At 68.3% G+C, this 23619-nt stretch carries 27 protein-coding genes and 1 tRNA gene; 23 read left to right on the top strand and 5 right to left on the bottom strand.

Going from position 1 to position 23619, the window contains the following annotated elements; translation table 11 throughout:
• Positions 1 to 431 (bottom strand): DUF3141 domain-containing protein (locus tag AC11WY_RS11545; protein WP_482925547.1); only part of this gene is annotated, 431 nt, incomplete at its 3' end.
• Positions 432 to 729: 298 nt separating this feature from the next.
• Here AC11WY_RS11545 and AC11WY_RS11540 point away from each other — a divergent pair.
• Positions 730 to 1335: an SH3 domain-containing protein gene (locus tag AC11WY_RS11540; protein ID WP_482925545.1), complete on the top strand. Its 606-nt coding sequence runs from the start codon at positions 730 to 732 to the stop codon at positions 1333 to 1335.
• A gap of 84 nt (positions 1336 to 1419) precedes the next feature.
• On the opposite strand, the gene AC11WY_RS11535 is transcribed toward AC11WY_RS11540, so the two are convergent.
• On the bottom strand, positions 1420 to 2160 hold the full coding sequence (locus AC11WY_RS11535) for a GntR family transcriptional regulator (protein WP_482925543.1): 741 nt from the start codon (positions 2158 to 2160) through the stop codon (positions 1420 to 1422).
• A gap of 105 nt (positions 2161 to 2265) precedes the next feature.
• On the opposite strand from AC11WY_RS11535, the gene AC11WY_RS11530 reads away from it, so the two are divergent.
• The 4 genes from AC11WY_RS11530 to AC11WY_RS11515 are packed head-to-tail and all read left to right on the top strand — an operon-like array spanning position 2266 to position 5614.
• Positions 2266 to 3027: a citryl-CoA lyase gene (locus tag AC11WY_RS11530; protein ID WP_482925541.1), complete on the top strand. Its 762-nt coding sequence runs from the start codon at positions 2266 to 2268 to the stop codon at positions 3025 to 3027.
• Positions 3024 to 4334, top strand: coding sequence for a phenylacetate--CoA ligase family protein (locus AC11WY_RS11525; RefSeq protein WP_482925539.1), 1311 nt, complete (start codon positions 3024 to 3026; stop codon positions 4332 to 4334). The genes AC11WY_RS11530 and AC11WY_RS11525 overlap by 4 nt, the downstream gene beginning before the upstream one ends.
• Positions 4331 to 4918, top strand: a complete 588-nt coding sequence (locus AC11WY_RS11520; RefSeq protein ID WP_482925537.1) for a VOC family protein — start codon at positions 4331 to 4333, stop codon at positions 4916 to 4918. Before AC11WY_RS11525 ends, AC11WY_RS11520 begins: the two co-directional genes overlap by 4 nt.
• Before the next feature lie 21 nt (positions 4919 to 4939).
• Positions 4940 to 5614 (top strand): glutathione S-transferase family protein, encoded by a 675-nt coding sequence (locus AC11WY_RS11515; protein WP_482925535.1) that lies wholly within the window; start codon positions 4940 to 4942, stop codon positions 5612 to 5614.
• Positions 5615 to 5660: 46 nt separating this feature from the next.
• On the opposite strand, the gene AC11WY_RS11510 is transcribed toward AC11WY_RS11515, so the two are convergent.
• Entirely contained in the window at positions 5661 to 6614 is a 954-nt protein-coding gene (locus AC11WY_RS11510) for a LysR family transcriptional regulator (RefSeq protein WP_482925533.1), read from the bottom strand.
• A 159-nt stretch (positions 6615 to 6773) separates the two neighbouring features.
• On the opposite strand from AC11WY_RS11510, the gene chvE reads away from it, so the two are divergent.
• From chvE to AC11WY_RS11480, 6 genes are all read left to right on the top strand, one after another.
• A complete protein-coding gene (gene chvE / locus AC11WY_RS11505) occupies positions 6774 to 7841 on the top strand; it encodes a multiple monosaccharide ABC transporter substrate-binding protein (RefSeq protein ID WP_482925531.1) in 1068 nt (355 codons plus the stop codon).
• Between the two features lie 76 nt (positions 7842 to 7917).
• Positions 7918 to 9456 carry a multiple monosaccharide ABC transporter ATP-binding protein gene (gene mmsA / locus AC11WY_RS11500; protein WP_482925529.1) on the top strand — a complete coding sequence of 513 codons (1539 nt, stop codon included), beginning with the start codon at positions 7918 to 7920 and terminating at the stop codon, positions 9454 to 9456.
• Positions 9453 to 10652: a multiple monosaccharide ABC transporter permease gene (gene mmsB, locus AC11WY_RS11495; protein WP_482925527.1), complete on the top strand. Its 1200-nt coding sequence runs from the start codon at positions 9453 to 9455 to the stop codon at positions 10650 to 10652. The genes mmsA and mmsB overlap by 4 nt, the downstream gene beginning before the upstream one ends.
• A gap of 7 nt (positions 10653 to 10659) precedes the next feature.
• Positions 10660 to 11625 (top strand): AraD1 family protein, encoded by a 966-nt coding sequence (araD1, locus tag AC11WY_RS11490; protein ID WP_482925525.1) that lies wholly within the window; start codon positions 10660 to 10662, stop codon positions 11623 to 11625.
• Positions 11626 to 11636: 11 nt separating this feature from the next.
• Positions 11637 to 13379, top strand: coding sequence for an L-arabinonate dehydratase (gene araD, locus AC11WY_RS11485; protein WP_482925523.1), 1743 nt, complete (start codon positions 11637 to 11639; stop codon positions 13377 to 13379).
• Between the two features lie 9 nt (positions 13380 to 13388).
• The gene (locus AC11WY_RS11480) at positions 13389 to 14312 is read left to right on the top strand and encodes a Gfo/Idh/MocA family protein (RefSeq protein WP_482925521.1); all 924 of its coding nucleotides are present in this window, start codon (positions 13389 to 13391) and stop codon (positions 14310 to 14312) included.
• Between the two features lies 1 nt (position 14313).
• Here the strand turns inward: AC11WY_RS11480 and AC11WY_RS11475 are convergent.
• Positions 14314 to 14389, bottom strand: a tRNA-Thr gene (locus AC11WY_RS11475).
• 140 nt (positions 14390 to 14529) lie between these two features.
• Here AC11WY_RS11475 and AC11WY_RS11470 point away from each other — a divergent pair.
• Complete coding sequence (locus AC11WY_RS11470) at positions 14530 to 15405, top strand: hypothetical protein (protein WP_482925519.1); 876 nt, start codon at positions 14530 to 14532, stop codon at positions 15403 to 15405.
• Positions 15406 to 15409: 4 nt separating this feature from the next.
• Here AC11WY_RS11470 and AC11WY_RS11465 read toward each other — a convergent pair whose 3' ends face one another.
• The gene (locus AC11WY_RS11465; protein ID WP_482925517.1) at positions 15410 to 15670 is read right to left on the bottom strand and encodes a DUF2312 domain-containing protein; all 261 of its coding nucleotides are present in this window, start codon (positions 15668 to 15670) and stop codon (positions 15410 to 15412) included.
• Between the two features lie 285 nt (positions 15671 to 15955).
• On the opposite strand from AC11WY_RS11465, the gene AC11WY_RS11460 reads away from it, so the two are divergent.
• The 11 genes from AC11WY_RS11460 to AC11WY_RS11410 all read left to right on the top strand — a co-directional run bounded on the left by AC11WY_RS11460 (position 15956) and on the right by AC11WY_RS11410 (position 23565).
• The gene (locus AC11WY_RS11460; protein WP_482925515.1) at positions 15956 to 16171 is read left to right on the top strand and encodes a hypothetical protein; all 216 of its coding nucleotides are present in this window, start codon (positions 15956 to 15958) and stop codon (positions 16169 to 16171) included.
• A gap of 155 nt (positions 16172 to 16326) precedes the next feature.
• Entirely contained in the window at positions 16327 to 16653 is a 327-nt protein-coding gene (gene yajC, locus AC11WY_RS11455) for a preprotein translocase subunit YajC (protein WP_482925513.1), read from the top strand.
• 14 nt (positions 16654 to 16667) lie between these two features.
• A complete protein-coding gene (gene secD / locus AC11WY_RS11450; protein ID WP_482925511.1) occupies positions 16668 to 18326 on the top strand; it encodes a protein translocase subunit SecD in 1659 nt (552 codons plus the stop codon).
• Between the two features lies 1 nt (position 18327).
• On the top strand, positions 18328 to 19299 hold the full coding sequence (secF, locus tag AC11WY_RS11445; protein WP_482925509.1) for a protein translocase subunit SecF: 972 nt from the start codon (positions 18328 to 18330) through the stop codon (positions 19297 to 19299).
• Positions 19299 to 19652, top strand: coding sequence for an Mth938-like domain-containing protein (locus AC11WY_RS11440; protein WP_482925507.1), 354 nt, complete (start codon positions 19299 to 19301; stop codon positions 19650 to 19652). The genes secF and AC11WY_RS11440 overlap by 1 nt, the downstream gene beginning before the upstream one ends.
• 104 nt (positions 19653 to 19756) lie before the next feature.
• Positions 19757 to 20386: a heme ABC exporter ATP-binding protein CcmA gene (ccmA, locus tag AC11WY_RS11435; protein ID WP_482925505.1), complete on the top strand. Its 630-nt coding sequence runs from the start codon at positions 19757 to 19759 to the stop codon at positions 20384 to 20386.
• Positions 20387 to 20399: 13 nt separating this feature from the next.
• Positions 20400 to 21056: a heme exporter protein CcmB gene (ccmB, locus tag AC11WY_RS11430; RefSeq protein ID WP_482925503.1), complete on the top strand. Its 657-nt coding sequence runs from the start codon at positions 20400 to 20402 to the stop codon at positions 21054 to 21056.
• Positions 21057 to 21110: 54 nt separating this feature from the next.
• Positions 21111 to 21839: a heme ABC transporter permease gene (locus AC11WY_RS11425; RefSeq protein WP_482925501.1), complete on the top strand. Its 729-nt coding sequence runs from the start codon at positions 21111 to 21113 to the stop codon at positions 21837 to 21839.
• Positions 21839 to 22003, top strand: coding sequence for a heme exporter protein CcmD (gene ccmD, locus AC11WY_RS11420; protein ID WP_482925499.1), 165 nt, complete (start codon positions 21839 to 21841; stop codon positions 22001 to 22003). Before AC11WY_RS11425 ends, ccmD begins: the two co-directional genes overlap by 1 nt.
• The gene (locus AC11WY_RS11415; protein WP_482925497.1) at positions 21993 to 22529 is read left to right on the top strand and encodes a DsbE family thiol:disulfide interchange protein; all 537 of its coding nucleotides are present in this window, start codon (positions 21993 to 21995) and stop codon (positions 22527 to 22529) included. Before ccmD ends, AC11WY_RS11415 begins: the two co-directional genes overlap by 11 nt.
• A 172-nt stretch (positions 22530 to 22701) precedes the next feature.
• Positions 22702 to 23565, top strand: coding sequence for a DUF2189 domain-containing protein (locus AC11WY_RS11410; RefSeq protein WP_482925495.1), 864 nt, complete (start codon positions 22702 to 22704; stop codon positions 23563 to 23565).
• Positions 23566 to 23619: the final 54 nt, after the last annotated feature.

Below are 23619 nucleotides of genomic sequence, written 5' to 3'. Positions count from 1 at the left end.
GCCTTGAAGCCGCCGATGCCGGGGCCTTGCCCCGCGCGCGGGTCGACCACCACGACCGGCCGCTTCAGCGGATCGGTCGCGGTGCCGTCGGGCGGCAGGATGCGCAGCAGCGAATAGTTGATCGGGCGCGGCAGGGTCAGGCCGTCGATCAGAACCTCGCTGGCATAGCGCAGCACCGTGGCCGTGGGGCGCGAGGTGATCTCGATCTCGGCGTCTCCGCGCTGACGCAGCAGGTCAAGAAACAGCACGCTGCGCTGGAAGGCGTCGATCAGATAGTCGGGCAGGTAACCGGGCAGCCCCTGCATCCCGGCCTTCGCCGTCGCGCCCGCGGTCGGCGCGTCGGCATGGGGCGCGTCGGCATGGGGCGCATCGGCATGGGGCGCATCGGCATGGGGCGCCTGGTCCTGACCTGTCACCGTGTCGGTCTGCATGTCGACGTCCTTCGAGAATCCATCTGCCGCGACCAGACAGCCGCCCGCCGCCGCGCGCCTTGACGTGGATCAGGCGCGGCGCAGAGGTTTTCGGCCGCGACCGGCCCGGCGCCGGGTTCCTCGGCCCGCCTCGGCCGGTTCCGGTCGTCGGCCCTGGCGCGCCTGATGCTTCGCCCCACACGCGGAAGTGATGCGCGGACTTGATTCAGGTCAGCACCGCCCGCGCCGTGTCGGCGCATGACAAAGGCCCCGGGGGCCATCAGAAGAAACCCGCCCGGATGCAGCCACAGGACATCACATGTCGCTCTTTCGCAAACACCTTCGAACCGCTGCCGCCAGCCTCGGCATCCTGCTTGCGGCCTCGGTCGCGGCCAATGCCTTCGACAGCGCCTCGGGCTATGTCACCACCGGGCTCAATCTGCGCGCCGGGCCGGGCACCGGCTACCCGGCGGTCGCCGTCATGGCCGCCGGCGATGCCGTTCTGGTCTACGGTTGCACCACCGGCTACGGCTGGTGCGACATCGGCTGGTCGGGCAACCGCGGCTGGGCCTCGGGCCAGTATCTGCAGATGGATTATCAGGGCAGCAGAGCGCCGATCATGACCGAGGGCACCGTCATCGGCATTCCCTTCGTGCTGTTCAGCATCGACACCTACTGGCAGCAGTACTACCCGAGCCGACCGTTCTACCGCGACAGAGACCGGTATCAGGGGCAGGGGTTCAATCCGCAGGGCCATTTCCATCGCGGCCCGCGGACCCCGCACCCGACGCAGCCGAATCGTCAGCAAAACCACCCGTCCAAGCCGCCGGTTCTGCATCCGCAGAAACCCGGCGGTCGCAAGCCGATCCCCGCGGTCTGCGGGCCCGGCACCCATGCCAGCGGCGGCGCCTGCGTCAGGAACTGACCGCCCGCGCAGGCGGAGCGGGCCGGTCGAAGGGCGCGATCGCCTGATCGACCAACCGATCCGCATTGGGATCGCCCGACCCGGTCAGTGACCCGACCCGTCGCCCCCGGCGGGGGGCGGGTCGGGCCGATCGGGCGGTTCCAGCCGGAACACGTCGCTGGCCGTCGCGCGCACGAAATCCCGCGCCCGCGTCAGGTGGGCGCGGGCGGCCGTCGCGGCGGCGTCCGCGTCGGCGGCAAGGATCGCGGCGGCAATGGCGCGGTGTTCGTTCAGCGAGGCGCGGATGACGTCCGGCGTCAGCAGCGGGCTGATCTGCGACATGATCAGCGACAGGTGCAATTGCCGGTTCAGCCGGGCCAGTTCCCGGTTGCCCGCGGCCTCGAAGGTCGCGGCGTGGAAGGCCGCGTTCTCGTGGAGATAGTCCGAGGTTGATGTGCGCGGGCGATCCTCGTTGATCGCGGCCGTCGCGGCGGCGAAGGCGGCGCGCACGCCGGGCTGGCCGATGTTGGCCGCCGCCAGCCGCGCCGCCAGCGACTCCAGCTCCATCCGGATCTGGAACAGTTCCAGCGCCTCGCGCCGCGACAGCCGCCGCACCAGCGCGCCCCGGTTCGGCACGATCTCGATGCTGCCCTCGGCCGACAGGATGCGGAACGCCTCGCGAAGCACGCTGCGGCTGATCCCGAGCGAGGTGGTCAACTCGGCCTCGACCAGTCGCTGGCCGGGCACACAGGCGCCGGACTGGATCGCCGCCGCAAGATGCCGCGCGACGCGGATGGCCTTGGAGCCATGCCGGTCGGCGGTGATCGCAATCCCGTGCCCGTTCATTCCCGTCGCGACCCTCTTAGCCGGTGCGAGCCTAAGGCGCACGGGGCCGATTGACAACGAAAGATTGTCCGACAATATTGTCTGGCAATCGGGGCGGGGGTGCGGATGCTGATTGGAAAGGCCGGGAAGGCCGTCACGTCGATCAGCACCGCCGACGCGCAAAGCGTGACGGTGCGCGGCCGTGATCTGTGTTCCGATCTGATGGGGCGGCTGAGCTTCACCGCCTATTTCTTTCTGCTGCTGACCGGCGACGAGCCGACCGAGGAGCAGACGTTCTTTCTTGACCTGCTGCTGGTGGCGATTGCCGAACATGGTCTGGTGCCGACCAATCAGGTCGCGCGGATGACCTACGACGCCGATCCCGCGTCGCTGCAATCGGCGGTGGCGGCGGGGATTCTGGGCTGCGGCTCGGTCGTGCTGGGCACCTCGCAGTATTGCGGCGACTTTCTGCTGGCGGCGGCGAAACAGGGCGACGGCTTGCGCGCCCATGTGGCGGCCATCAGGGCCGCCGGGGGCAAGGTGCCGGGCTTTGGCCATCCGCTGCACAAGCCGCGCGATCCCCGCGCCCAGCGCATCCTCGATCTGGCCGAGGCGCGCGGCGGCGGCGCCTTCGTGCGGCTGGCCCGCGCGGCCGAGGTCGTGGTGCCCGAGGTCTGGGGCAAGCCGCTGCCGATGAACGTCTCGATGGCGATCGCGGCGGTGCTGCTGGACCTCGGCTTCCCGGCCGCGATGCTGAAGGCGATCCCGATCCTGGCGCGCACCGCCAGCCTGCTGGCGCATCTGGCCGAGGAGGCCGCGAACCCGATCGGGTTCCTGATGGCCGCGCAGGCCGAGGCGGCGATTGGCTACGACGGGGGCGGATCGTGACCGCCGCCGTGTTCCGCGCCGAGGCCGACGACGCGCGCTACCGCGCACAGATCGCCTATCTGTTCGCGCGCTCGCCGTTCTACCGCGACCGCCTGACCGCCGCCGGGTTCCGCGATGCGGCCGCGGTCGGCGGCCTCGACCGCATCGCCGACCTGCCGTTCACCGAAAAGGACGACCTGCGCCGCAGCCGCACCCCCGGCAACCCGATCGGCGCGCATCTGGCGGTGCCGCTCTCGGACGTGGCGCGGGTCTATTCGACCAGCGGCACTACCGGCGCGCCCAGCTACATTCCGCTGACGCCCGCCGATCTGGCAAACTGGATCACCATCTCGGCGCGCTCCTACAGCGCCTCGGGCACCGCGGCGGGCGACCGGATCGTGTCGACCTACGCCGCCGGACCCTTCGCGGCGGGCGCGGCGCTGGAGGCGTTCACGGCGATGGGCCTGACCCATATTCCGGTGGGGTCGGGCAATACCGAACGCCTGATGGCGGCCGTGCAACTGCTGAAACCCGACGTGATCGCGCTGACGCCATCCTACGCGCTGCATCTGGCCGAATGGGCGGTGGCGAGGGGCATCGACCTGCCCGGCTCCTCCGTGCGCCGCCTGATGGTGGCGGGCGAACCCGGCGGCGGCGAGCCTGCGATGCGGCAGAAGTTGCAAACCGCCTGGGGCGCGACGGTGACCGAGGCGATGGGGATCGGCGATATCGCGGTCTCGCTCTGGGGCGAATGCGCGCAACAGCGGGGGATGCACTTTTCCGGCGGCGGCCTCATCCATTTCGAGCTGATCGACCCCGACACCGGCGCTGTCGTGCCGCTGGAAGACGGCGCCGAGGGCGAACTGGTCTACACCCACCTTGACCACCGCGCCGCGCCGCTGTTGCGCTTTCGCAGCCGGGATCATGTGCGCATCGACGCCGCGCCCTGCGCCTGCGGCCGCAGCACGCCGCGCGTGCGCTGCATCGGGCGCACCGATGACATGCTGATCCTGCGCGGCGTCAACGTCTTTCCCAGCGCGGTGCGCGAGGTGGTGAACAGCTTCGCGCCGCGGGTCAGCGGCGTGATCTCGATCCGGCCGCGCCGCAAGGGCCCGCGCCAGACGCCGCCGCTGCACGTCGTGGTGGAGGTCGCCGAGGGGGTGTCGGCCAGCGCCGATCTGGCGCAGGCGATCAAGGCGGGCCTGCGCGACCGGCTGGTTGCCAGCACGGAAATCGAACTCGTTCCACCCGGCACCCTGCCACGCACCGATTACAAATCGAAACTCGTGGACTGGTCGTCGGCCCACTCGGAGGACACCGCCGGATGAGAAAGCTGCAAACCCAGGGCGTGCACCACATCACCATCGTGGGGGCCGACCGTCAGACCTCGATCGACTTCTGGGAGGGGGTGCTGGGCATGCCCTTCGTCTTCGATCAGCCCAACCTCGACCGCCCGGACGAGGGGCACCTCTACTTCGATCCCGGTGACGGCCGCCTGATCACCGTCTTCACCAACGAATCCCGCAAGCCCGACCCCACCCGCACCTCGACCGATCAGGGCGCGGTGCACCATCTTGCCTTCGCGGTCAGTCAGGCGACGTTCCGGCAGGCGGTCGCGCGGCTGGATGAACGCGGCATCAAGCACAGCGGCCCGAAGGATCGCGGCTTCATGGATTCGATCTATTTCGAGGATCCGCTCGGCCTGCTGATCGAACTGGCCTCGTACCGGTTCTTTCCGCCCGAGGGCTGCACCTATGCCGACGTGATGATCGAGGCGCACCGCCTGCGGGTGGCGCGCGGCGATCACCACATCGCCGAGATTCACCTTGCCGACGCGATCGAACTGCTGGTCGCCCGCCGTCAGGGCTCGCTCTCGGCCGACCGCACACCGAAAGACCCCTACAAGACCTGAAGCCAACAGAAGGTGAAGCCCATGAAACTGCATATGCATCCCGCCTCGATCACCAGCCGCCCGGTCAGCCTGTTCATCGCCGAGAAGGGCCTGACGGTGGAACCGGTGATCGTCGATCTGTTCTCCGGCGCCCACCATCAGGAGCCCTACATCACGTTCAACCCCAACCGGCTGGTGCCGGTGCTGGAGGATGGCGATCTGAAGCTGACCGAAAGCTCGGCGATCCTGAAGTATCTGGCCGACAAGTTCGACCTGCCCGAATACCCCAAGGGCCTGAAAGAGCGCGCCAAGGTCAACGAGGTGATGGACTGGTTCAACTCCAACTTCTACCGCGACTGGGGCTACAATCTGGCCTACCCGCAACTGTTCCCGCACCACAAGCGCCAGACCGACGAGGCGCAGGCGATGACGGTGGCCTGGGGCCAGAAGAACAGCCAGTTCTGGCTGCAGGTGCTGAACGACTACTGGCTGGGGCAGGGCAAGGACTGGCTGGCGGGCGACCGGATCACCATCGCCGACTACTTCGCCGGCAGCATCGTGGCGCTGGGCGAGATGATCGGCACCGATCTTACGAAATACCCGGCGGTCGATGCCTGGCTCGGCCGGGTCAAGGCGCTGCCGCACTGGGCCGAGGTCAGCACCGCGCTGGACGGGTTCGCGGCGTCGGTGAAGGGCCAGCCCTTCGTCGCCGCCTGAGGTCGGCAAACCCGATCTGCGGCCGGTCCGGGGTGAACGCCGCCGGTCACGGGCGCGCCTGGACCGGCCGCAGGCGCTGTTCGCGCAGCACCTCGGACATCAGGTCATGGCAGCGCGCCGCCACCGGCAGAAGGCGGCGCGCGGCGAGCGTGATCAGTGAATAGGGCGCGACCACGACGGACTCGACGATGTCGAGTTGCACCAGATCGGGATGGGTTCCGGTCAGCAGGTCGGCGACCTCCTGGCTGACCGGCGTCAGCACCTCGCGGTCCTGCAACAGCGACAGCACCACCAGCAACGAGGCCGTGTTGGTGACATTGCGCGGCGGCTGCACCCCCAGCGCGAGGAACGCATCGTCGAGCGCCTGGCGCATCGGCGCGCCGGGGCTTTGCATCACCCAGTCGCTGTGCGCGGTTTCGGCCAGCCCGATGCGGGCCTGCCCGGCAAAGCGGTTGGCGCGGTTGGCGATGATGCGCACCCGTTCGCCGCTGGCGCGTTGCAGGTGGAAATCCGCGGTCTTGGCGCCCACCGGCAGCCGCCCCAGCATCATGTCGTGCCGCAGCCCGACCAGCCCCTTGATCAGCTCCTCGCTGGGGCCGACGTCGATGTGCAGGTCCACCTCGGGCGCCAGCGCCTTCAGCCGCCGGATCGCGGGCACCACCAGACCGACCGCGGCCCCGGTGACGGCGCCGATCCGCACCACCCCGGCATGGCCCAGCCGCAGCTTTTCCACCGCCACCGCCGCCGAGGCGATTTCATCCAGCACGTTGCGGGCGTGGCGGGCGAGGCCATCGCCCACCGGCGTCAGCGTCATCCCCTTGGGGTGGCGCTCAAACAGCGGGGTGCCGACGATCGCCTCGATCTCGGCCAGCGCGCGCGAGGCGGCGGGCTGCGTCATGCCAAGCCCTTGCGCGGCCAGCGACACCTGACCCCGGTCGGCAATCGCGGTGATCAGGCGCAGATGCTTGATCTGCAGCCGGGCGGCCAGGGCGTTGGGCATAGGGGATACCATGATTGATATGCGAGGCGTCGCAATAGTAATTTGCACGATATGCCATTCGGAGTCTAGTCTGGCGGGCGGACGGATCGACCGGCCACAACACACCTGCGGCGAGAACGGGCAAGAGCCCGGCGACCGTCAGGGATAGGGAGGACTGACATGAAGACATTTACCGCCGCTCTGGCGTCGCTGGCGCTTGGCGCGCTGCTCGCCGCCGGACCGGCCCTGTCGGCAGACAAGGGCACGATCGGCATCGCAATGCCCACCAAATCCTCGGCGCGCTGGATTTCCGACGGCAACTCGATGGTCAAGCTGTTCGAGGCCGCAGGCTACAAGACCGACCTGCAATATGCCGAGGATGACATCCCCAACCAGCTCAACCAGATCGAGAACATGATCACCAAGGGCGACAAGGTTCTGGTGATCGCGGCGATCGACGGCACCACGCTGTCGAACGCGCTCGACAACGCCGCCGCCGCCGGGATCAAGGTCATCGCCTATGACCGCCTGATCAAGGGCAGCGCGCATGTCGACTATTACGCCACCTTCGACAACTTCAAGGTCGGCGTCGAGCAGGCCAACTCGCTGGTGGCCGGCATGAAGGACCGCTTCCCCGGCGTGAAGCCGTGGAACGTGGAACTGTTCGGCGGCAGCCCGGACGACAACAACGCCTTCTTCTTCTACAATGGCGCGATGTCGGTGCTGCAACCGATGATCGACGCGGGCGATGTCAAGGTCGTGTCCGGCCAGATGGGCATGGACAAGGTCGGCACGCTGCGCTGGGATGGCGCGGTGGCGCAGGCGCGGATGGATAACCTGCTGTCGGCCAACTACACCGACAAGCATGTCAACGGCGTGCTGTCGCCCTATGACGGGCTGTCGATCGGCATCCTGTCGTCGCTCAAGGGCGTCGGCTACGGCACGGGCGATCTGAAGATGCCGATCGTAACCGGCCAGGACTGCGAAGTTCCGTCGATCAAGTCGATCATCGCGGGCGAGCAGTATTCCTCGATCTACAAGGATACCCGCGAACTGGCCAAGGTCACCGTCGGCATGGTGGATGCGCTGCTGGGCGGCAAGACCCCCGAAGTGAACGACACCACGACCTACAACAACGGCGTCAAGGTGGTGCCGTCCTACCTGCTGCAACCGCAGGAAGTCGACAAGTCCAACTACGAGAAGATCCTCGTGGGCGGCGGCTACTACACCGCCGACCAGTTGAAGTAAGCTTGACCGGCCGACCCGGCCCTGCCGCGCTCCCCGCGGCGGGGTCACCCTTTCCCTGCAGATATCGGATGGCGCCATGGTCCCGATCCTCGAGATGCGCGGCATCACCAAGTCCTTCCCCGGCGTCAAGGCGCTGGACAACGTGACCCTGTCGGTCAGCCCCGGCGAAATTCACGCGCTGGTGGGCGAGAACGGCGCGGGCAAGTCCACGCTGATGAAGGTGCTGTCGGGCGTCTACCCCTACGGCAGCTATGACGGCGAGATCCTGTTCGAGGGCCAGCCCGCCCGTTTTGGCGGCATCCACGACAGCGAGGCGCGCGGCATCATCATCATCCACCAGGAACTGGCGCTGGTGCCGCTGCTGTCGATCGCCGAGAACATCTTTCTGGGCAACGAAATCACCCGCCACGGCGTGATCGACTGGCACCAGACCTACCGGCGCACCGAGGCGCTGCTGGCCAAGGTCGGGCTGCGCGAAAGCCCCAGCGCGCGGATCGACAGCCTTGGCGTCGGCAAGCAGCAACTGGTCGAGATCGCCAAGGCGTTGTCGAAGAAGGTCAAGCTGTTGATCCTCGACGAGCCGACCGCGGCCCTGCAGGAGACCGACAGCCAGAAGCTGCTGGACCTGCTGTTGGAATTCAAGGCCGAGGGGATCACCTCGATCCTGATCAGCCACAAGCTGAACGAGGTTGGCCGGGTGGCCGACCGGCTGACCGTGCTGCGCGACGGGGCGACCGTGTCCGGCATGGGGCGCGCCGAAATCTCCGAGGCGCGGATCATCCGCGACATGGTCGGCCGCGACATGGCGCACCGCTTTCCGGCCCGCACGCCGCACCCCGGTGAAACGCTGCTGGAGGTGCGCGACTGGTGCGTGTTCCACCCGACCCACGCCGACCGCAAGGTGATCGACGGCGCCAACCTGACGGTGCGGCGCGGCGAGGTGGTGGGGATCGCGGGCCTGATGGGGGCCGGGCGCACCGAATTCGCGATGAGCCTGTTCGGCCAGAGCTGGGGCCAGCGCATCACCGGCCGGGTGACGCTGGGCGGCAAGCCGGTCGATCTGTCCACCGTGCCCGCCGCGATCCGCGCCGGGCTGGCCTATGTCACCGAAGACCGCAAGGCGCTGGGCCTCGTGCTCGACGATACCGTTCTGCGCAACACCACGCTGGCGAATCTGGCGGGCGTGTCCACGCGGGGCGTGATCGACGCCAACCGCGAACGCCGGGTGGCCGAGGAATACCGCACCGCGCTGGGCACCCGCACACCCTCGGTGTTCCAGAAGGTGGTGAACCTGTCGGGCGGCAACCAGCAGAAGGTGGTGCTGGCCAAATGGCTGTTCACCGATCCGCAGGTGCTGATCCTCGACGAACCGACGCGCGGCATCGACGTCGGCGCGAAGTTCGAGATTTATGCGATCGTCAACCAGTTGGCCGAGCAGGGCCGGGGGGTGATCCTGATCTCGTCGGAAATGCCCGAACTGCTGGGCATGTGCGACCGGATCTATGTGATGAACAAGGGCGCCTTCGTCGGGGAACTGACGCGCGCCGAGGCAAGTCAGGAGCGGATCATGGCGATGATCATGGCCGCCGAGAAGGGCGCTGGGGGAGGCGCATGAGCATGGCAAGGACCGGCGGCATCGGGGCCTATCTGAAGAACAACATGCGGCAATACGGCATGCTGCTGGCATTGGTCGCGATCATGGCCTTCTTCCAGTTCATGACCGACGGCACCTTGATGAAGCCGGTGAACCTGACCAACCTGTTCCTGCAGAACAGCTACATCGTGATCATGGCGCTGGGGATGCTGCTGGTCATCGTGTCGGGGCACATCGACCTGTCGGTGGGCTCGGTCGTGGGCTTTGTCGGCGGGCTGGCGGCGGTGATGCTGGTGCAGTGGCACTGGCCGGTGCCGCTGGCGATGGCGGCGTCGCTGGCGGTGGGGGTGGCGATCGGCGCGGCGCAGGGCTACTGGGTCGCCTACTGGCGCATCCCGTCGTTCATCGTGACGCTGGCGGGGATGCTGGTGTTCCGCGGCGCCACGCTGTGGCTGTTGAACGGCCAGTCGGTCGGGCCGTTCCCGAAGGTGTTCCAGCTTCTGTCCACCGGCTTCGTGCCCGACGTGCTGCCCGACATGGCGCCGCTGCTGGGGCTGGCGCAGTTCAACGCGACGGCGTTCCTGCTGGGGCTGGCGATGGCGGTCACCATCCTCGTGCTCGCCAGCCGCGGGCGGGCCCGCGCCGCCGCGCACGGCATGGCGGATGAACCGTTTGCCTTCTTCGCGGGCAAGAACGGCCTGATCGCGGTGGCGATCGTCTACATCTCGTTCCTGCTGGCGACCTACCGCGGCCTGCCGAACGTGCTGATCACGATGGCGATCCTGATCGTGCTTTACATGTTCATCACCAACTCGACCACCGTGGGCCGCCGCATCTATGCCATCGGCGGCAACGAGAAGGCGGCCAAGCTGTCGGGCATCAACACCGAACGGCTGGTGTTCCTTTCCTTCGCCAACATGGGGTTTCTGGCGGCGCTGGCGGGCCTGATCTTCGCCGCCCGGCTGAACACCGCCACCCCCAAGGCCGGCGTCTCGTTCGAGCTCGATGTGATCGCCGCCGTCTTCATCGGCGGGGCCTCGATGTCGGGCGGGGTCGGCACCATCGTCGGCGCGGTGATCGGTGCCTTCATCATGGGCGTGATGAACAACGGCATGTCGATCCTCGGGATCGGCATCGACTACCAGCAGGTCATCAAGGGGCTCGTGTTGCTCATGGCGGTGATCTTCGACGTCTACAACAAATCCAAATCCACCTGAGGCAAAGATGCATCTGACCCAACTGAAAGACGGCGGCGTGATCTGCCGCGTCGGCCCTGTCGCGCGCCATGTGCCCGGCACGACCACGGTCTACGCGCTGGCGCAGCAGGCGATCGCGGCGGGCACCAGCCTGGCCGAGACCGTGACGGGCAAGGGCGAGGGCGAGGTCGCCTATCTCGCCCGCCTGCTCGACGAGGGGCGGATCGACACGCCGCTGCGCCACCCCGACCCCGCGCACCTGCACCTGACCGGGACCGGGCTGACCCATACCGGGTCGGCCTCGGCGCGCGACGCGATGCACGCCGATGCGGCGGGCCTGACCGACAGCATGAAGATGTTCCGCATGGGGATCGAGGGCGGCAAGCCGCCTGTCGGCGTGGAGGGCGTGCAGCCCGAGTGGTTCTACAAGGGCAACGGCACCACGCTGGCCGGGCCGGGCGATCCGCTGGCCTCGCCCGCCTTCGCGAAGGACGGCGGCGAAGAGCCTGAAATCGCCGGGCTTTATATCATCGGGCCGGATGGCGTGCCGTATCGGCTTGGCTTTGCCTTGGCGAACGAGTTTTCCGACCACGTCACCGAAAAGGGCAACTACCTCTGGCTCGCGCATTCCAAGCTGCGGCCCGCCTCGGTCGGCCCCGAACTGCGGCTGGGCCCGCTGCCGCAGGACATTCGCGGCGCCTCGCGCATCCGCCGCCAGGGCGCGGTGATCTGGGAAAAGCCGTTCCTGTCGGGCGAGGCGAACATGTCGCATTCCATCGCGAACCTGGAACACCATCATTTCAAATACGCGCTGTTCCGCCAGCCGGGGGACGTGCACATCCACATGTTCGGCACCGCCACTCTGAGTTTCGCCGACGGCATCCAGACCCGGACCGGCGACCAGTTCGAGATTTCAACGCCCGATTTCGGGCTGCCGCTGATCAACACCCTTTCGCTCGACCCCGCGCAGGATGCGGGCGTCCGCGCACTTTGACAGGAAACCCGATGACCTTCGCCCCCGCCCAATGGCCCCGCGTCCTGCGCTCGCAAACCTGGTTTGGCGGCACCTCGAAGGACAACATCTACCACCGCAGCTGGATGAAGAATCAGGGCCTGCCCGCCGACCTGTTCGACGGCCGCCCGGTGATCGGCATCTGCAACACCTGGAGCGAGCTGACCCCCTGCAACGGCCATCTGCGCGATCTGGCCGAGCGGGTGAAGCACGGCATCTATGAGGCGGGCGGGCTGCCGGTCGAATTCCCGGTGTTCTCGACCGGCGAAAGCACGCTGCGCCCCACCGCGATGATGTTCCGCAACCTTGCCGCGATGGATGTCGAGGAGGCGCTGCGCGGCAACCCGATCGACGGCGTCGTGCTGCTGGCGGGCTGCGACAAGACCACGCCCGCGCTGCTGATGGGGGCGGCGAGCGTCGATATTCCGGCCATCGTGGTGTCGGGCGGGCCGATGCTGAACGGCTGGTTCCGGGGCGAACGGGTCGGGTCGGGCACCGCGCTGTGGCAGATGTCCGAGGCGATCAAGGCCGGGACCATGACCAAAGAGGATTTTCTGGACGCCGAACAGGCGATGAGCCGCTCGCCCGGCTCGTGCAACACGATGGGCACCGCCTCGACGATGGCCAGCATGGCCGAGGCGCTGGGGATGGCGCTGTCGGGCAATGCCGCGATTCCGGCGGTGGACAGCCGCCGCCGCGTGATGGCGCATCTGACCGGGCGGCGCATCGTGGACATGGTGAAGGACGACCTGAAACCCTCTGACATCCTGACGAAATCGGCGTTCGAGAACGCGATCCGGGTGAACGGCGCCATCGGCGGCTCGACCAATGCGGTGATCCACCTGCTGGCGCTTGCGGGCCGCGTCGGTGTCGATCTGACGCTCGATGACTGGGACCGGTGCGGGCGCGACATCGCCACCATCGTGAACCTGATGCCCTCGGGCAAGTATCTGATGGAAGAGTTCTTCTATGCCGGCGGCCTGCCCGTGGTGATCCGCCGTCTGGGCGAGGCCGGGCAGTTGCACCGCGATGCGATCACCGTTTCGGGTGGCGGCATCTGGGACGAGGTCAAGGACGTGCGCAACTGGAACGAGGACGTGATCCGCCCGGTGGACAACCCGCTGACCGAGCATGGCGGCATCGCGGTGCTGCGCGGCAACCTTGCCCCCGGTGGCGCGGTGCTGAAACCCTCGGCCGCCAGCCCGCACCTGATGGTGCATCGCGGCCGCGCCGTCGTGTTCGAGGATATCGACGACTACAAGGCCCGCATCAACGACGAGGCGCTGGAGATCGACGAGACCTGCGTGATGGTGATGAAGAATTGCGGCCCGCGCGGCTATCCCGGCATGGCCGAGGTCGGCAACATGGGCCTGCCGCCGAAAGTGCTGCGCCGCGGCATCACCGACATGGTGCGCATTTCCGATGCCCGCATGTCGGGCACCGCCTATGGCACCGTGGTGCTGCACACCTCGCCCGAGGCGGCGCGCGGCGGGCCGCTGGCGGTGGTGCGGACCGGCGACATGATCGAGTTGGACGTGCCGAACCGCCGCCTGCACCTGGATATACCGGATGCCGAATTGCAGGCGCGGCTGGCGGCCTGGAGCACGCCGATCGCCCGCCCGAACGGTGGCTATGCGCAGCTTTACCACGACCACGTCGAAGGCGCGGATACCGGCGCGGACCTTGATTTCCTGAAGGGCTGCCGCGGCCACGCGGTCGGCCGCGACAGCCACTAGGGGGCGCAGATGACACCGATTCCGCTCGCCCTCGTCGGCGTCGGCAAGATCGCGCAGGACCAGCACCTGCCCGCCATTGCCGCCAATCCGCGCTTCCGCCTGGTCGCCGCCGTGTCGCGGCACGCAACCGTGCCCGGCGTGCCGAACTTCACCGATTTCGACCGGTTTCTGGCCGAGGGGCCAGAGGCGGCGGTGGCGCTCTGCACCCCGCCCGCCGTCCGGCTGGACATGGCGCTGAAGGCCGTCGCCGCCGGGCGCGACCTGCTGATCGAGAAGCCGCCCGCCGCCACACTGGGCGAGATCGAGACGATCACCGCCGCCGCCCGCGCGGCGGGGGTCACGCTGTTCGCCACCTGGCATTCGCGCTTTGCCCCCGCCGTGGCCCCCGCCAAAGCCTGGCTCGCGGGTCGCGCCCTCGACCGCGTCACCATCACCTGGAAAGAGGACGTGCGCCGCTGGCACCCCGGTCAGGACTGGATCTGGCAACCGGGCGGCTTCGGCGTCTTCGATCCCGGCATCAACGCGCTGTCGATCCTGACGGAAATCCTGCCCGGCCCGATGCACGTTACCGCCGCCACGCTGGAGGTGCCGTCGAACTGCGCCACCCCGATCGGTGCCCGGCTTTCGATCACCGGCCCGCGGGGGGTGCCGGTGCAGGCGACCTTCGACTGGCGCCACGAGGGGGTGCAGACCTGGGATATCGCGGTCGAGGCCGGGGGCCATACCCTGCGCCTGACCCTTGGCGGCGCGAAGATGGCGATCGACGGCGCCCCGGTCGATGTCGGCCCCGAGGCCGAATACCCCGGCATCTACCGCCACTTCGCCGACCTGATCGCGGCACGCGCCAGCGACGTTGACCTGGCCCCGCTGCGGCTTTGCGCCGACGCCTTCCTGATCGGCCGCCAGGTCGCGGTGGCGCCGTTTTCCGGGTGATTGGTGCCCCCAGACGGGATCGAACCGCCGACATCCAGTTTACAAAACTGGCGCTCTACCAGCTGAGCTATAGGGGCACGCCGTCGATTTAGCAGCGCGCGCCCGGTGCTGCAAGACGCGCGGCCACACTCTTGCCCAACTCGGCTGTCATGGGTAAGACGGTTCCCCTTGGCGGCAAACTCCGTATCGTCGTGCCGGGGGCGGAAGGCGGGTCAGGATGAAGGTCATCTATCATCTCGGGGTGCATTGCACCGATGAGCGCAGGCTGGTGACCTGCCTGCGCGCCAACGCCGATGCGCTGGCGCAAAAGGGAATCATCATCCCCGATCCCGAGGTCTACCGCCCGATGCTGCGCAACGTCGTCAACGCGATGAAGGGCAAGCCCTCGACCGCCGACACCGAGGAAACCATCCTCGACGCCGTGATGGTGCAGGACGAGGCCGAGCGGATCGTGTTCTCGAACGATGCGTTCCTGTGCGTGCGCGCCTGGGTGCTGGGGCGCAACACGCTTTATACGGCGGCGGGCGACAAGGTGGCGGGGCTGGTCGGCCTCCTGCCCTCGCACGAGGCCGAGATCGCTTTGGCGATCCGCAATCCCGCGACCTTCCTGCCCGCGCTCTACCAGTCGGGCAAGAACGCGAGCTTCGACGATTTCCTCGGCGGCACCGATCCGCTGGGGTTGAGCTGGGCCGACGTGATCGGCCGCATCCGCGCCGCCAACCCGACCCTGCCGATCACGCTCTGGTGCGACGAGGATACGCCGCTGATCTGGCCCGAGGTGCTGCGCGCGGTGGCGGGCGCCCCGGCCGAAATGGCGCTGGCGCGGGAAAACGACCTGCTGGCGGGCATCATGTCGGCCGAGGGCATGGCGCGGCTCACCGCCTACCTCGACGGCCATCCCGGCCTCACCACCGCCCAGCGCCGCCGCATCGTGGCGGCGTTCCTCGACAAATACGCGCTGGCCGACCAGATCGAGGTGGAGCTTGACCTGCCCGGCTGGGATGACGCGCTGATCGAGGAACTGTCGGAACGCTACGACGACGACCTCGAGGAGATTGCGGCGATGCCGGGGGTGACGGTGCTGACGCCGTAGCGCGTCAGGCCATTCCCAGCGCGGCCTTGTAAAGTTCCATGATCGCCTCTTCCTCGGCCAGGTCGTCCTTGTCGCGCTTGCGCAGTGCGATGATCTTGCGGATCACCTTGGTGTCGTAGCCGCGGCCCTTGGCCTCGGCCATGACTTCCTTGAGCTGGTCGGCGAGGTCTTTCTTCTCGGCCTCCAGATGCTCGTAACGCTCGATGAACTGACGCAGCTCCTCGGCGGTGGCATTGGTCTGGGCGTCGGTGATGGGGTCGCTCATGGGGGGCCTCCTTCTCGCGGGGTGTCGGGCTTTCCCTAGCCGGGGCGGGGCGGGCGTTCAAGGGCCGACCGGGCGCAAGGCGGCGCGGGCAGCAGCGGGGGTTTCACACCCCCGCCCCGGCCTCGCCCCTTTGCGGGGCAAGGCGTTCGTCGCTGCAAACCCTCCCCCGGAGGGTTTGCGGGCGCGCCTCACCCCCGTGGGATATTTGTGGACCGAAAGGGAGGGGGCGACTTGCCCTTTGGCGGCGTCGCGCGCTATGGCGGCGGCGCAACGCGGGAGGGCGGCATGGTCTATCTGATCTGGGGCGGCGCGGTGATGGCGCTGGCGGGCGTCGCGGGGCTGCTGGCCTGCGCGGTGGGCGGGCTGCGCCTGCGCCGCGCGGGGCTGACCGATGCGGCCCTGCGCGACCGGCTCAACCGGCTGGTGGCCTATAATCTGGGCGCGCTGGGGATTGCCACGATCGGGCTGATGGCGGTCATCCTCGGGCTTTTCCTGCGCTGATCCGGGGGGGCCGGACGGCGCGCCGAAATGACCCCGCGCCGCCTTGCCATCGCGGGAGGCCGCTTGTAGGGTGCGCGCCAGTTTCGCGGGCGCCCTGCCGGGTGCCGCGCCCCTTTCCCGTGCCCTTGTGGCGCGCAAGACCAACAGGAGCCGTCATGTTCGCAACCCCCGCCTTCGCCCAGGCCGCCGGCGGCAGCGCCTCGCTCAGCACATTCACCAGCTTCGTGCCGCTGATCCTGATCTTCGGGATCATGTACTTCATCCTGATCCGCCCGCAGCAGAAGAAGCTGAAGGATCACCGCTCGATGGTCGAGGCGCTGCGGCGCGGTGACATGATCGTGACCGCGGGCGGCCTGGTCGGCAAGGTCGTGAAGGTCAAGGACGACGGCGAGGTCGAGGTGGAAATCGCCGACGGCGTGAAGGTGCGGGTGATCCGCTCGACCATCTCGCAGGTTCTGTCGAAGACCGAACCCGCCGCCTGAGATCGGACGCCCCCATGCAAATCCCCTTCTGGAAGCGGACCATCATCCTCGGGCTCTGCCTGCTCGGGCTGCTGCTCGCGCTGCCGAACCTGTTCTATGCCCGGGTCGAGAACCACAACGACGCGCTCGCCAAGATCGCCCGCGGCGACGAAACGCCCGCGCTTGACGCGGCGGCGGCGGGCTGGCCCGCCTGGCTGCCGTCCGACATCGTCAACCTCGGGCTCGACCTGCGCGGCGGCGCCCATCTGCTGGCCGAGGTGCAGCTCAGCGATGTCTACACCGACCGCATGAACGGGCTCTGGCCCGACGTGCGCGATGCGCTGGCCAAGGAACGCGATACCGTGGGCAACGTGCGCCGCGAACCCTCACCGCCCGGCGTGCTCAAGGTCTCGATCTCGACCCCGGCGGGGATCGACAAGGCGCTGGAGGTCGTGCGCGGCCTCGCACGCCCGGTCGTCTCGCTGACCGGGGTCGGCCAGAAAGACATTCAGGCCGTCGCCGACGGCAGTTCCATCACCCTCAGCCTGTCGCCCGCCGAGCAGGCCGCCACCGACGACCGCACCCTCCAGCAATCGCTGGAAATCGTGCGCCGCCGGGTCGATGCCGCGGGCACCCGCGAGCCGACGATTCAGCGCGAAGGCACCGACCGCATCCTGATCGAGGTGCCCGGCATCGGCAGCGCCGCCGAGCTGAAGCAACTGCTCGGCACCACGGCGCGGCTGACCTTCAACCAGGTCATGGGCCGCACCGGTGACGCCAACGCGATTGCGGGCGCCGGCAACACGCTGATCCCCTCGCAGGATGAAAAGGGCGTGTTCTACATCGTCAACACCAGCGCGGTCGTCTCGGGCGACGATCTGGTGGACGCGCAGCCCGCCTTTGACCAGAACGGCCGCCCGGCGGTCGATTTCCGCTTCGACACCTCGGGCGCGCGCAAGTTCGGCGACTATACCGCCGGCCACATCGGCCAGCCCTTCGCCATCGTGCTGGACAACAAGGTGATCTCGGCGCCGGTGATCCAGTCGCATATCGGCGGCGGCTCGGGCATCATCACCGGCAACTTCACGGTGGAAAGCTCGACCAACCTCGCCGTGCTGCTGCGCGCGGGCGCGCTGCCGGCCAAGATGACCTTCCTGGAAGAACGCACGATCGGCCCCGAGCTTGGGTCCGACTCGATCCGCGCGGGCAAGGTCGCCGCCGTCGCGGGCGGTCTGGCCGTCGCGGTCTTCATGGTCGCGGTCTACGGCTTCTTCGGCTGGATCGCCAACCTCGGCCTGATCCTGAACCTCTCGATGATGTTCGGCGCGCTCTCGCTGATCGGCGGCACGCTGACGCTGCCCGGCATCGCGGGCATCGTGCTGACGGTGGGCACCGCGGTCGACGGCAACGTGCTGGTCTACGAGCGCATCCGCGAGGAACTGCGCCACGCCAAGGGCCCGGCCCGGGCCATCGAACTCGGCTACGACCGCGCGCTCAGCGCGATCATCGACGCCAACATCACCACGATGATCACGGCGATGATCCTTTACTTCGTCGGCTCCGGCCCGGTGCGCGGCTTCGCCGTGACACTGATGCTCGGCATCGTGACCTCGGTGTTCACCACGGTCTACCTCTCGCGCCTCATCATCGTGATGTGGTTCGAGCGTCGCCGCCCCAAGACAATCGAGGTGTAAGATGCGTCGCCTGCGCCTGGTCCCCGACCATACCCACATCGACTTCTTCGCCATCGCCCGCGTCACCTTCGGCGGCTCGATGATCCTTGTCGTGCTGTCGCTGATCGCGCCCTTCATCTTCGGGCTGAACTTCGGCATCGACTTTCTCGGCGGCACCACGATCCGCACCGAGGCGGCCCAGCCGGTGAACGTGGCCGCCTACCGCGCCGCGCTGGAGCCGCTGAAGCTCGGCGACGTGGTGATCACCGAGGTCTTCGACCCCTCGTTCCGCCCCGACCAGCATGTCGCCAACATCCGCGTCTCGGCCGAACAGGGCCAGGAAAGCATCGCCCCCGCCGTGCTCGACAAGATCGAGGCCGCGCTGGACGCGGTGGACCCCTCGATGACCTTCCCCTCGATCGACTCGGTCGGGCCCAAGGTCTCGGGCGAGCTGGAATGGAAGGCGTTCACCGCGATCACCGGCGCCATCATCGCGGTCATGGCCTATATCTGGCTGCGGTTCGAGTGGCAGTTCGCGCTCGGCGCCGCCGTCGCCACCATCCACGACGTGGCGCTGACGGTCGGCATCTTCGTGCTGCTGCAGATCCGGTTCGACCTGTCGATCATCGCGGCGCTGCTGACGATCGTCGGCTATTCGCTGAACGATACCGTGGTGGTGTTCGACCGGGCGCGGGAGAACCTGATCAAATACAAGAAGATGCCGCTGCGCGAGGTGCTCAACCTCTCGGCCAACGAGACCCTCAGCCGCACCCTGATGACCTCGCTTTCCACCCTGATCCCGCTGATCGCGCTGCTGATCCTCGGCGGCGACGTGATCCGCGGCTTCGTCTTCGCGATCACCTGGGGCGTCATCACCGGCACCTACTCCTCGATCTACGTCGCCAAGAACATCGTGCTGATGCTCGGCATCAAACGCGACTGGGGCAAGAAGGACGATACCGGGGCGGGCACGCAGTTCGCGGCCAAGGGCTGATGCGCCTGACCGAGATCAGCTATCCCGAGGCGCGCCCGATCGACGGCTATGGGCCGGGCTTCTTCCGTGTCGCGGGCCAGGTGCACCACGGCGCGGCTCTGGTCACCGCGACCGGCGTGACCGCCTGGGGCGGGTATGGCGACGCCGACACGCTGCTTGCCCTCGCGGGTCAGGTCGACGTGATCTTTCTCGGCACCGGGGCCGCCATCGCGCGCATCCCCGCCACCCTGCGCAACGCGCTCGACGCCGCCGGGATCGGGGTCGAGGCGATGGATACCCCCGCCGCCTGCCGCACCTACAACGTGATCCTCTCGGAAGGCCGCCGCATCGCCGCCGCCCTGATCCCGGTCTGATCCGCCCAATTCTCCTGGCAAAAATACTCCCGCCGGAGGCTGTGATTTTTCGCGGAAAAATCGCCCCCCTTCCGCGCCGCGCCGGTTTCGGCTAGGTCCGGGGCATGAACCTTGCCGTCACCGATCTTGCCGTCGCGCGCGGCGGCCTGCCCGTGCTGGAGGGGGTGAGCTTCACCCTCGCCCCCGGCCACGCGCTGATCCTGCGCGGCCCGAACGGCATCGGCAAGACCACCCTTCTGCGCACGCTGGCCGGGCTGCAAGTGCCGCTCGCGGGCACCATCTCGGCGCCGCCCGAGGCGATCGCCTATGCCAGTCATGCCGACGGGCTGAAGGCGACGCTGACGGTGGCGGAAAACCTGGCCTTCTGGGCCTGCATCTTCGGCACCGGCGCCATCGCGCCCGCGCTCGATGCGATGAACCTGACCGCGCTGGCCGACCGGCAGGCGCAGAACCTGTCGGCCGGGCAGAAACGCCGCCTCGGCCTCGCCCGTCTGCTGGTCTCGGGCCGCGCGGTCTGGATGCTGGATGAACCGACGGTCTCGCTCGATGCCGCCTCGGTCGCGCTCTTCGGCGGGGTGATCCGCGCCCACCTTGCGGGCGGCGGCAGCACGCTGATCGCCACCCACATCGACCTCGGCCTGCCCGAGGCCGCGATTCTCGATCTCACCCCCCACAAGGCGAAGCCGCCGGGGCAGGGTGGCATCACCGGCGCGTTCGACGAGGCGTTCTTATGAGAAGGTCTGGCTTGTGATCGCCCTCCTTGCCCGCGACCTGCGGCTGGCGATCCGCGCCGGCGGCGGCTTCGGCCTTGGCCTTGCCTTCTTCCTGATCGTGGTGGTGCTGGTGCCGCTGGGCGTCGGCCCGCAGGGCGCCACGCTGGCGCTGATCGCCCCCGGCATCCTCTGGGTCGCCGCGCTGCTGGCCTGCCTCCTGTCGCTCGACCGCATCTTCGCGCTCGATTTCGAGGACGGCTCGCTCGACCTGCTGGCCACCGCGCCGATCCCGCTCGAAGGCGTCGTCAGCGTCAAGGCGCTGGCGCACTGGCTGACCACCGGCCTGCCGCTGACGCTCGCCTCGCCGGTGCTCGGGCTGCTCCTCAACCTGCCCCTCGGCGGCTATGGCTGGCTGATGCTCAGCCTCGTGCTCGGCACCCCGGCGCTGTCGGTCATCGGCACCTTCGGCGCGGCGCTGACGGTGGGGCTCAAGCGCGGCGGTCTGCTGCTGTCGCTGCTGGTGCTGCCGCTTTACGTCCCCACGCTGATCTTCGGCGCTGAGGTGGTGAAGCGCGGCGCCACCGGGCAGGCGACCGATACGCCGCTGTTGCTGCTGGCCGGGATCACGGCGGGGGCGGCGGCGCTGCTGCCCTTCGCCTCGGCCGCCGCGCTGCGCATCAATCTGCGGTGAGCGGCCCGCATTCCTGAATTGAGATCAGCCGCGAAACCCCCTAAGCAGGGCCCCATGTCGATCTGGAAATATGCCAACCCCGTCCTGTTCATGCGGACCTCCGGCCGCGTGCTGCCCTGGCTGGTGCCGGTCACCGCCTGCCTGATGCTGACCGGTCTGGTCTGGGGCTTCTTCTTCACCCCCGACGAGATGCGGCAGGGATCGACCGTCAAGATCATCTTCCTGCACGTCCCCTCGGCGATGATCGGCATCAACGCCTGGCTGATGATGCTGGTCGCCTCGCTGATCTGGCTGATCCGGCGCCACCACGTCTCGGCGCTCGCCGCCCGCGCCGCCGCGCCGATCGGCGCCACCATGACGCTGATCGCGCTGATCACCGGCGCGATCTGGGGCCAGCCGATGTGGGGCACCTGGTGGGCCTGGGATCCGCGGCTGACCTCGTTCCTGATCCTGTTTCTGTTTTACCTCGGCTACATGGCGCTGTGGGAGGCGATCGACGACCCCGACACCGCGGCCGACCTCACCTCGGTGCTGTGCCTCGTCGGTTCGGTCTTCGCGATCCTCAGCCGCTATGCGGTGAACTTCTGGAACCAGGGCCTGCATCAGGGCCCCAGCCTGACGATCGACCAGAAACAGCACGTCGCCGATGCCTACTGGTATCCGCTGATGCTCTCGATCACCGGGTTCATCCTGTTCTTCCTGACAATGGTGCTGTTGCGCACCCGCACCGAAATTCGCGCCCGCCGCCTCAAGGCGCTGCTGGCGCGCGAGAGGATGGCCTGATGCTGCCCGATCTCGGCAAATACGAGGTGACGGTGCTGTCGGCCTATGCCGCCGCCATCGTGCTGATCGCCGCGCTGATCGCGGTGACGCTGATCCGGGGCGCCAAGGTGCGCCGCCAACTGGAAGAGGTCGAGGCCCGGCAGAGGAAATCGCATGAAGGTTAAGCCGCTTGTCATCCTGCCGCCGGTGCTGTTCGCCGCCCTTGCGGCGACGTTCTGGATCGGCATGAACCGGCACAACCCCGATGATCTGCCCTCGATGATCGTCGGGCAACAGGCCCCCGCCGTCGTGCTGACGGCGCTGGGCGATGGCGCGCCCTTCACCGATGCGACGCTGCGCGACGGCCGCGTCAAGATCGTGAACTTCTGGGCAAGCTGGTGCGAGCCCTGCCGCGCCGAGGCGGCCACGCTGGGCCGGATGGCGGCGGGCGGCCTGCCGATCTACGGCGTGAACTACAAGGACAAACCCGCCGCCGCGCTGGGCTTTCTGGCCGACGCGGGCGATCCCTTCAGCGCGATGGGCGCCGATGTCGCCGGGCAGATGGCGATCAACTGGGGCGTCTACGGCGTGCCGGAAAGCTATGTGATCGACGGCAAGGGCAAGGTGCTGCTGCGCCTTCCCGGCCCGATCACCAATGACGTGCTGAACTCCGCCATCAAGCCCGCGCTGGCCAAAGCCGCCGCCGACTGAGCGAAGCCGCCAATCCCGCAGGTGTGAGCACCGGGGCAGGCGACAGCCCGCCCGGCCTGTGCTACTTTGTCGCAACCGGAAAGTGCAATGTCGTGCGGCCCTCGAACCGACGGCCCCGGGGTCACGGGTCATCAGGGTCGCCGCCGGGATTGCCTCGCTTGAGGAGGGCGGCATGGTTCAGACAATCGGCAATCCGTTATCGTGGACGGCGAAATCGCTCGCCGGGGCGGGCGCGCATGTCGCCCAGATGACCGAAACCCTTGGCGGCGCGCCGGAACTGGCGCGGCCGCGCGTGCGTCACATCGGCATGCACGACATCCGCGTGGCGCTGCGCAAGGGCGTCGAGGATTTCGCCGCCCTGCGCAGCGACGTCGCGTTCCTGTGCCTCTTTTACCCGGTGATCGGCCTCGCGCTCTGCTGGGTGGCGTTCCACCAGAGCATGCTGCCGATGCTGTTCCCGCTGCTGGCGGGCTTCGCGCTCCTGGGCCCGGTCGCGGCGGTCGGGCTTTACCAGATGAGCCGCCGGCGCGAGCGGATGGGTCAGGCAAGCTGGGCCGACGCCTTCGCGGTGCTGGCGGAACCCTCGTTCGGCGCGATCTTCGTGCTCGGGCTCTTTCTGCTGGCAACCTTCGTGGTCTGGCTTCTGGTCGCCGACGGGCTCTACGCCCTGACGATGGGGCCGCAGGTGCCCGCTTCGGCCCGCGCTTTCCTGCATGACGTGCTGACCACGGCGGGCGGTCACGCGCTGATCCTGCTGGGCCTCGGCAGCGGCTTCCTTTTCGCGGCGCTGGTGCTGGTGGTCAGCGTGATCTCGTTCCCGCTGCTTCTCGACCGCAACGTCGGCCTGCCGGTGGCGGTGGTGACCTCGGTCGAGGTGGCGCGGCAAAGCCCCGAAACGGTCGCGGTCTGGGGCCTGATCGTGGCGGGCTCGCTGGCACTTGGCGCGATTCCGGCGCTGTTGGGGCTGGTGGTGGTGATCCCGATCCTCGGCCACGCGACATGGCACCTCTACCGCGCCGCAGTGCTGCCAGACTAGGCGAAAGGGCGCGACGTCCAGATCCCGCGCCCCTCATTTTCGGTCCGCAAATAT

Source organism: Solirhodobacter sp., from assembly GCF_964715405.1.
Note: the sequence above shows the minus strand (reverse complement) of the source record. Positions and strands in the feature narration are given on the sequence as shown.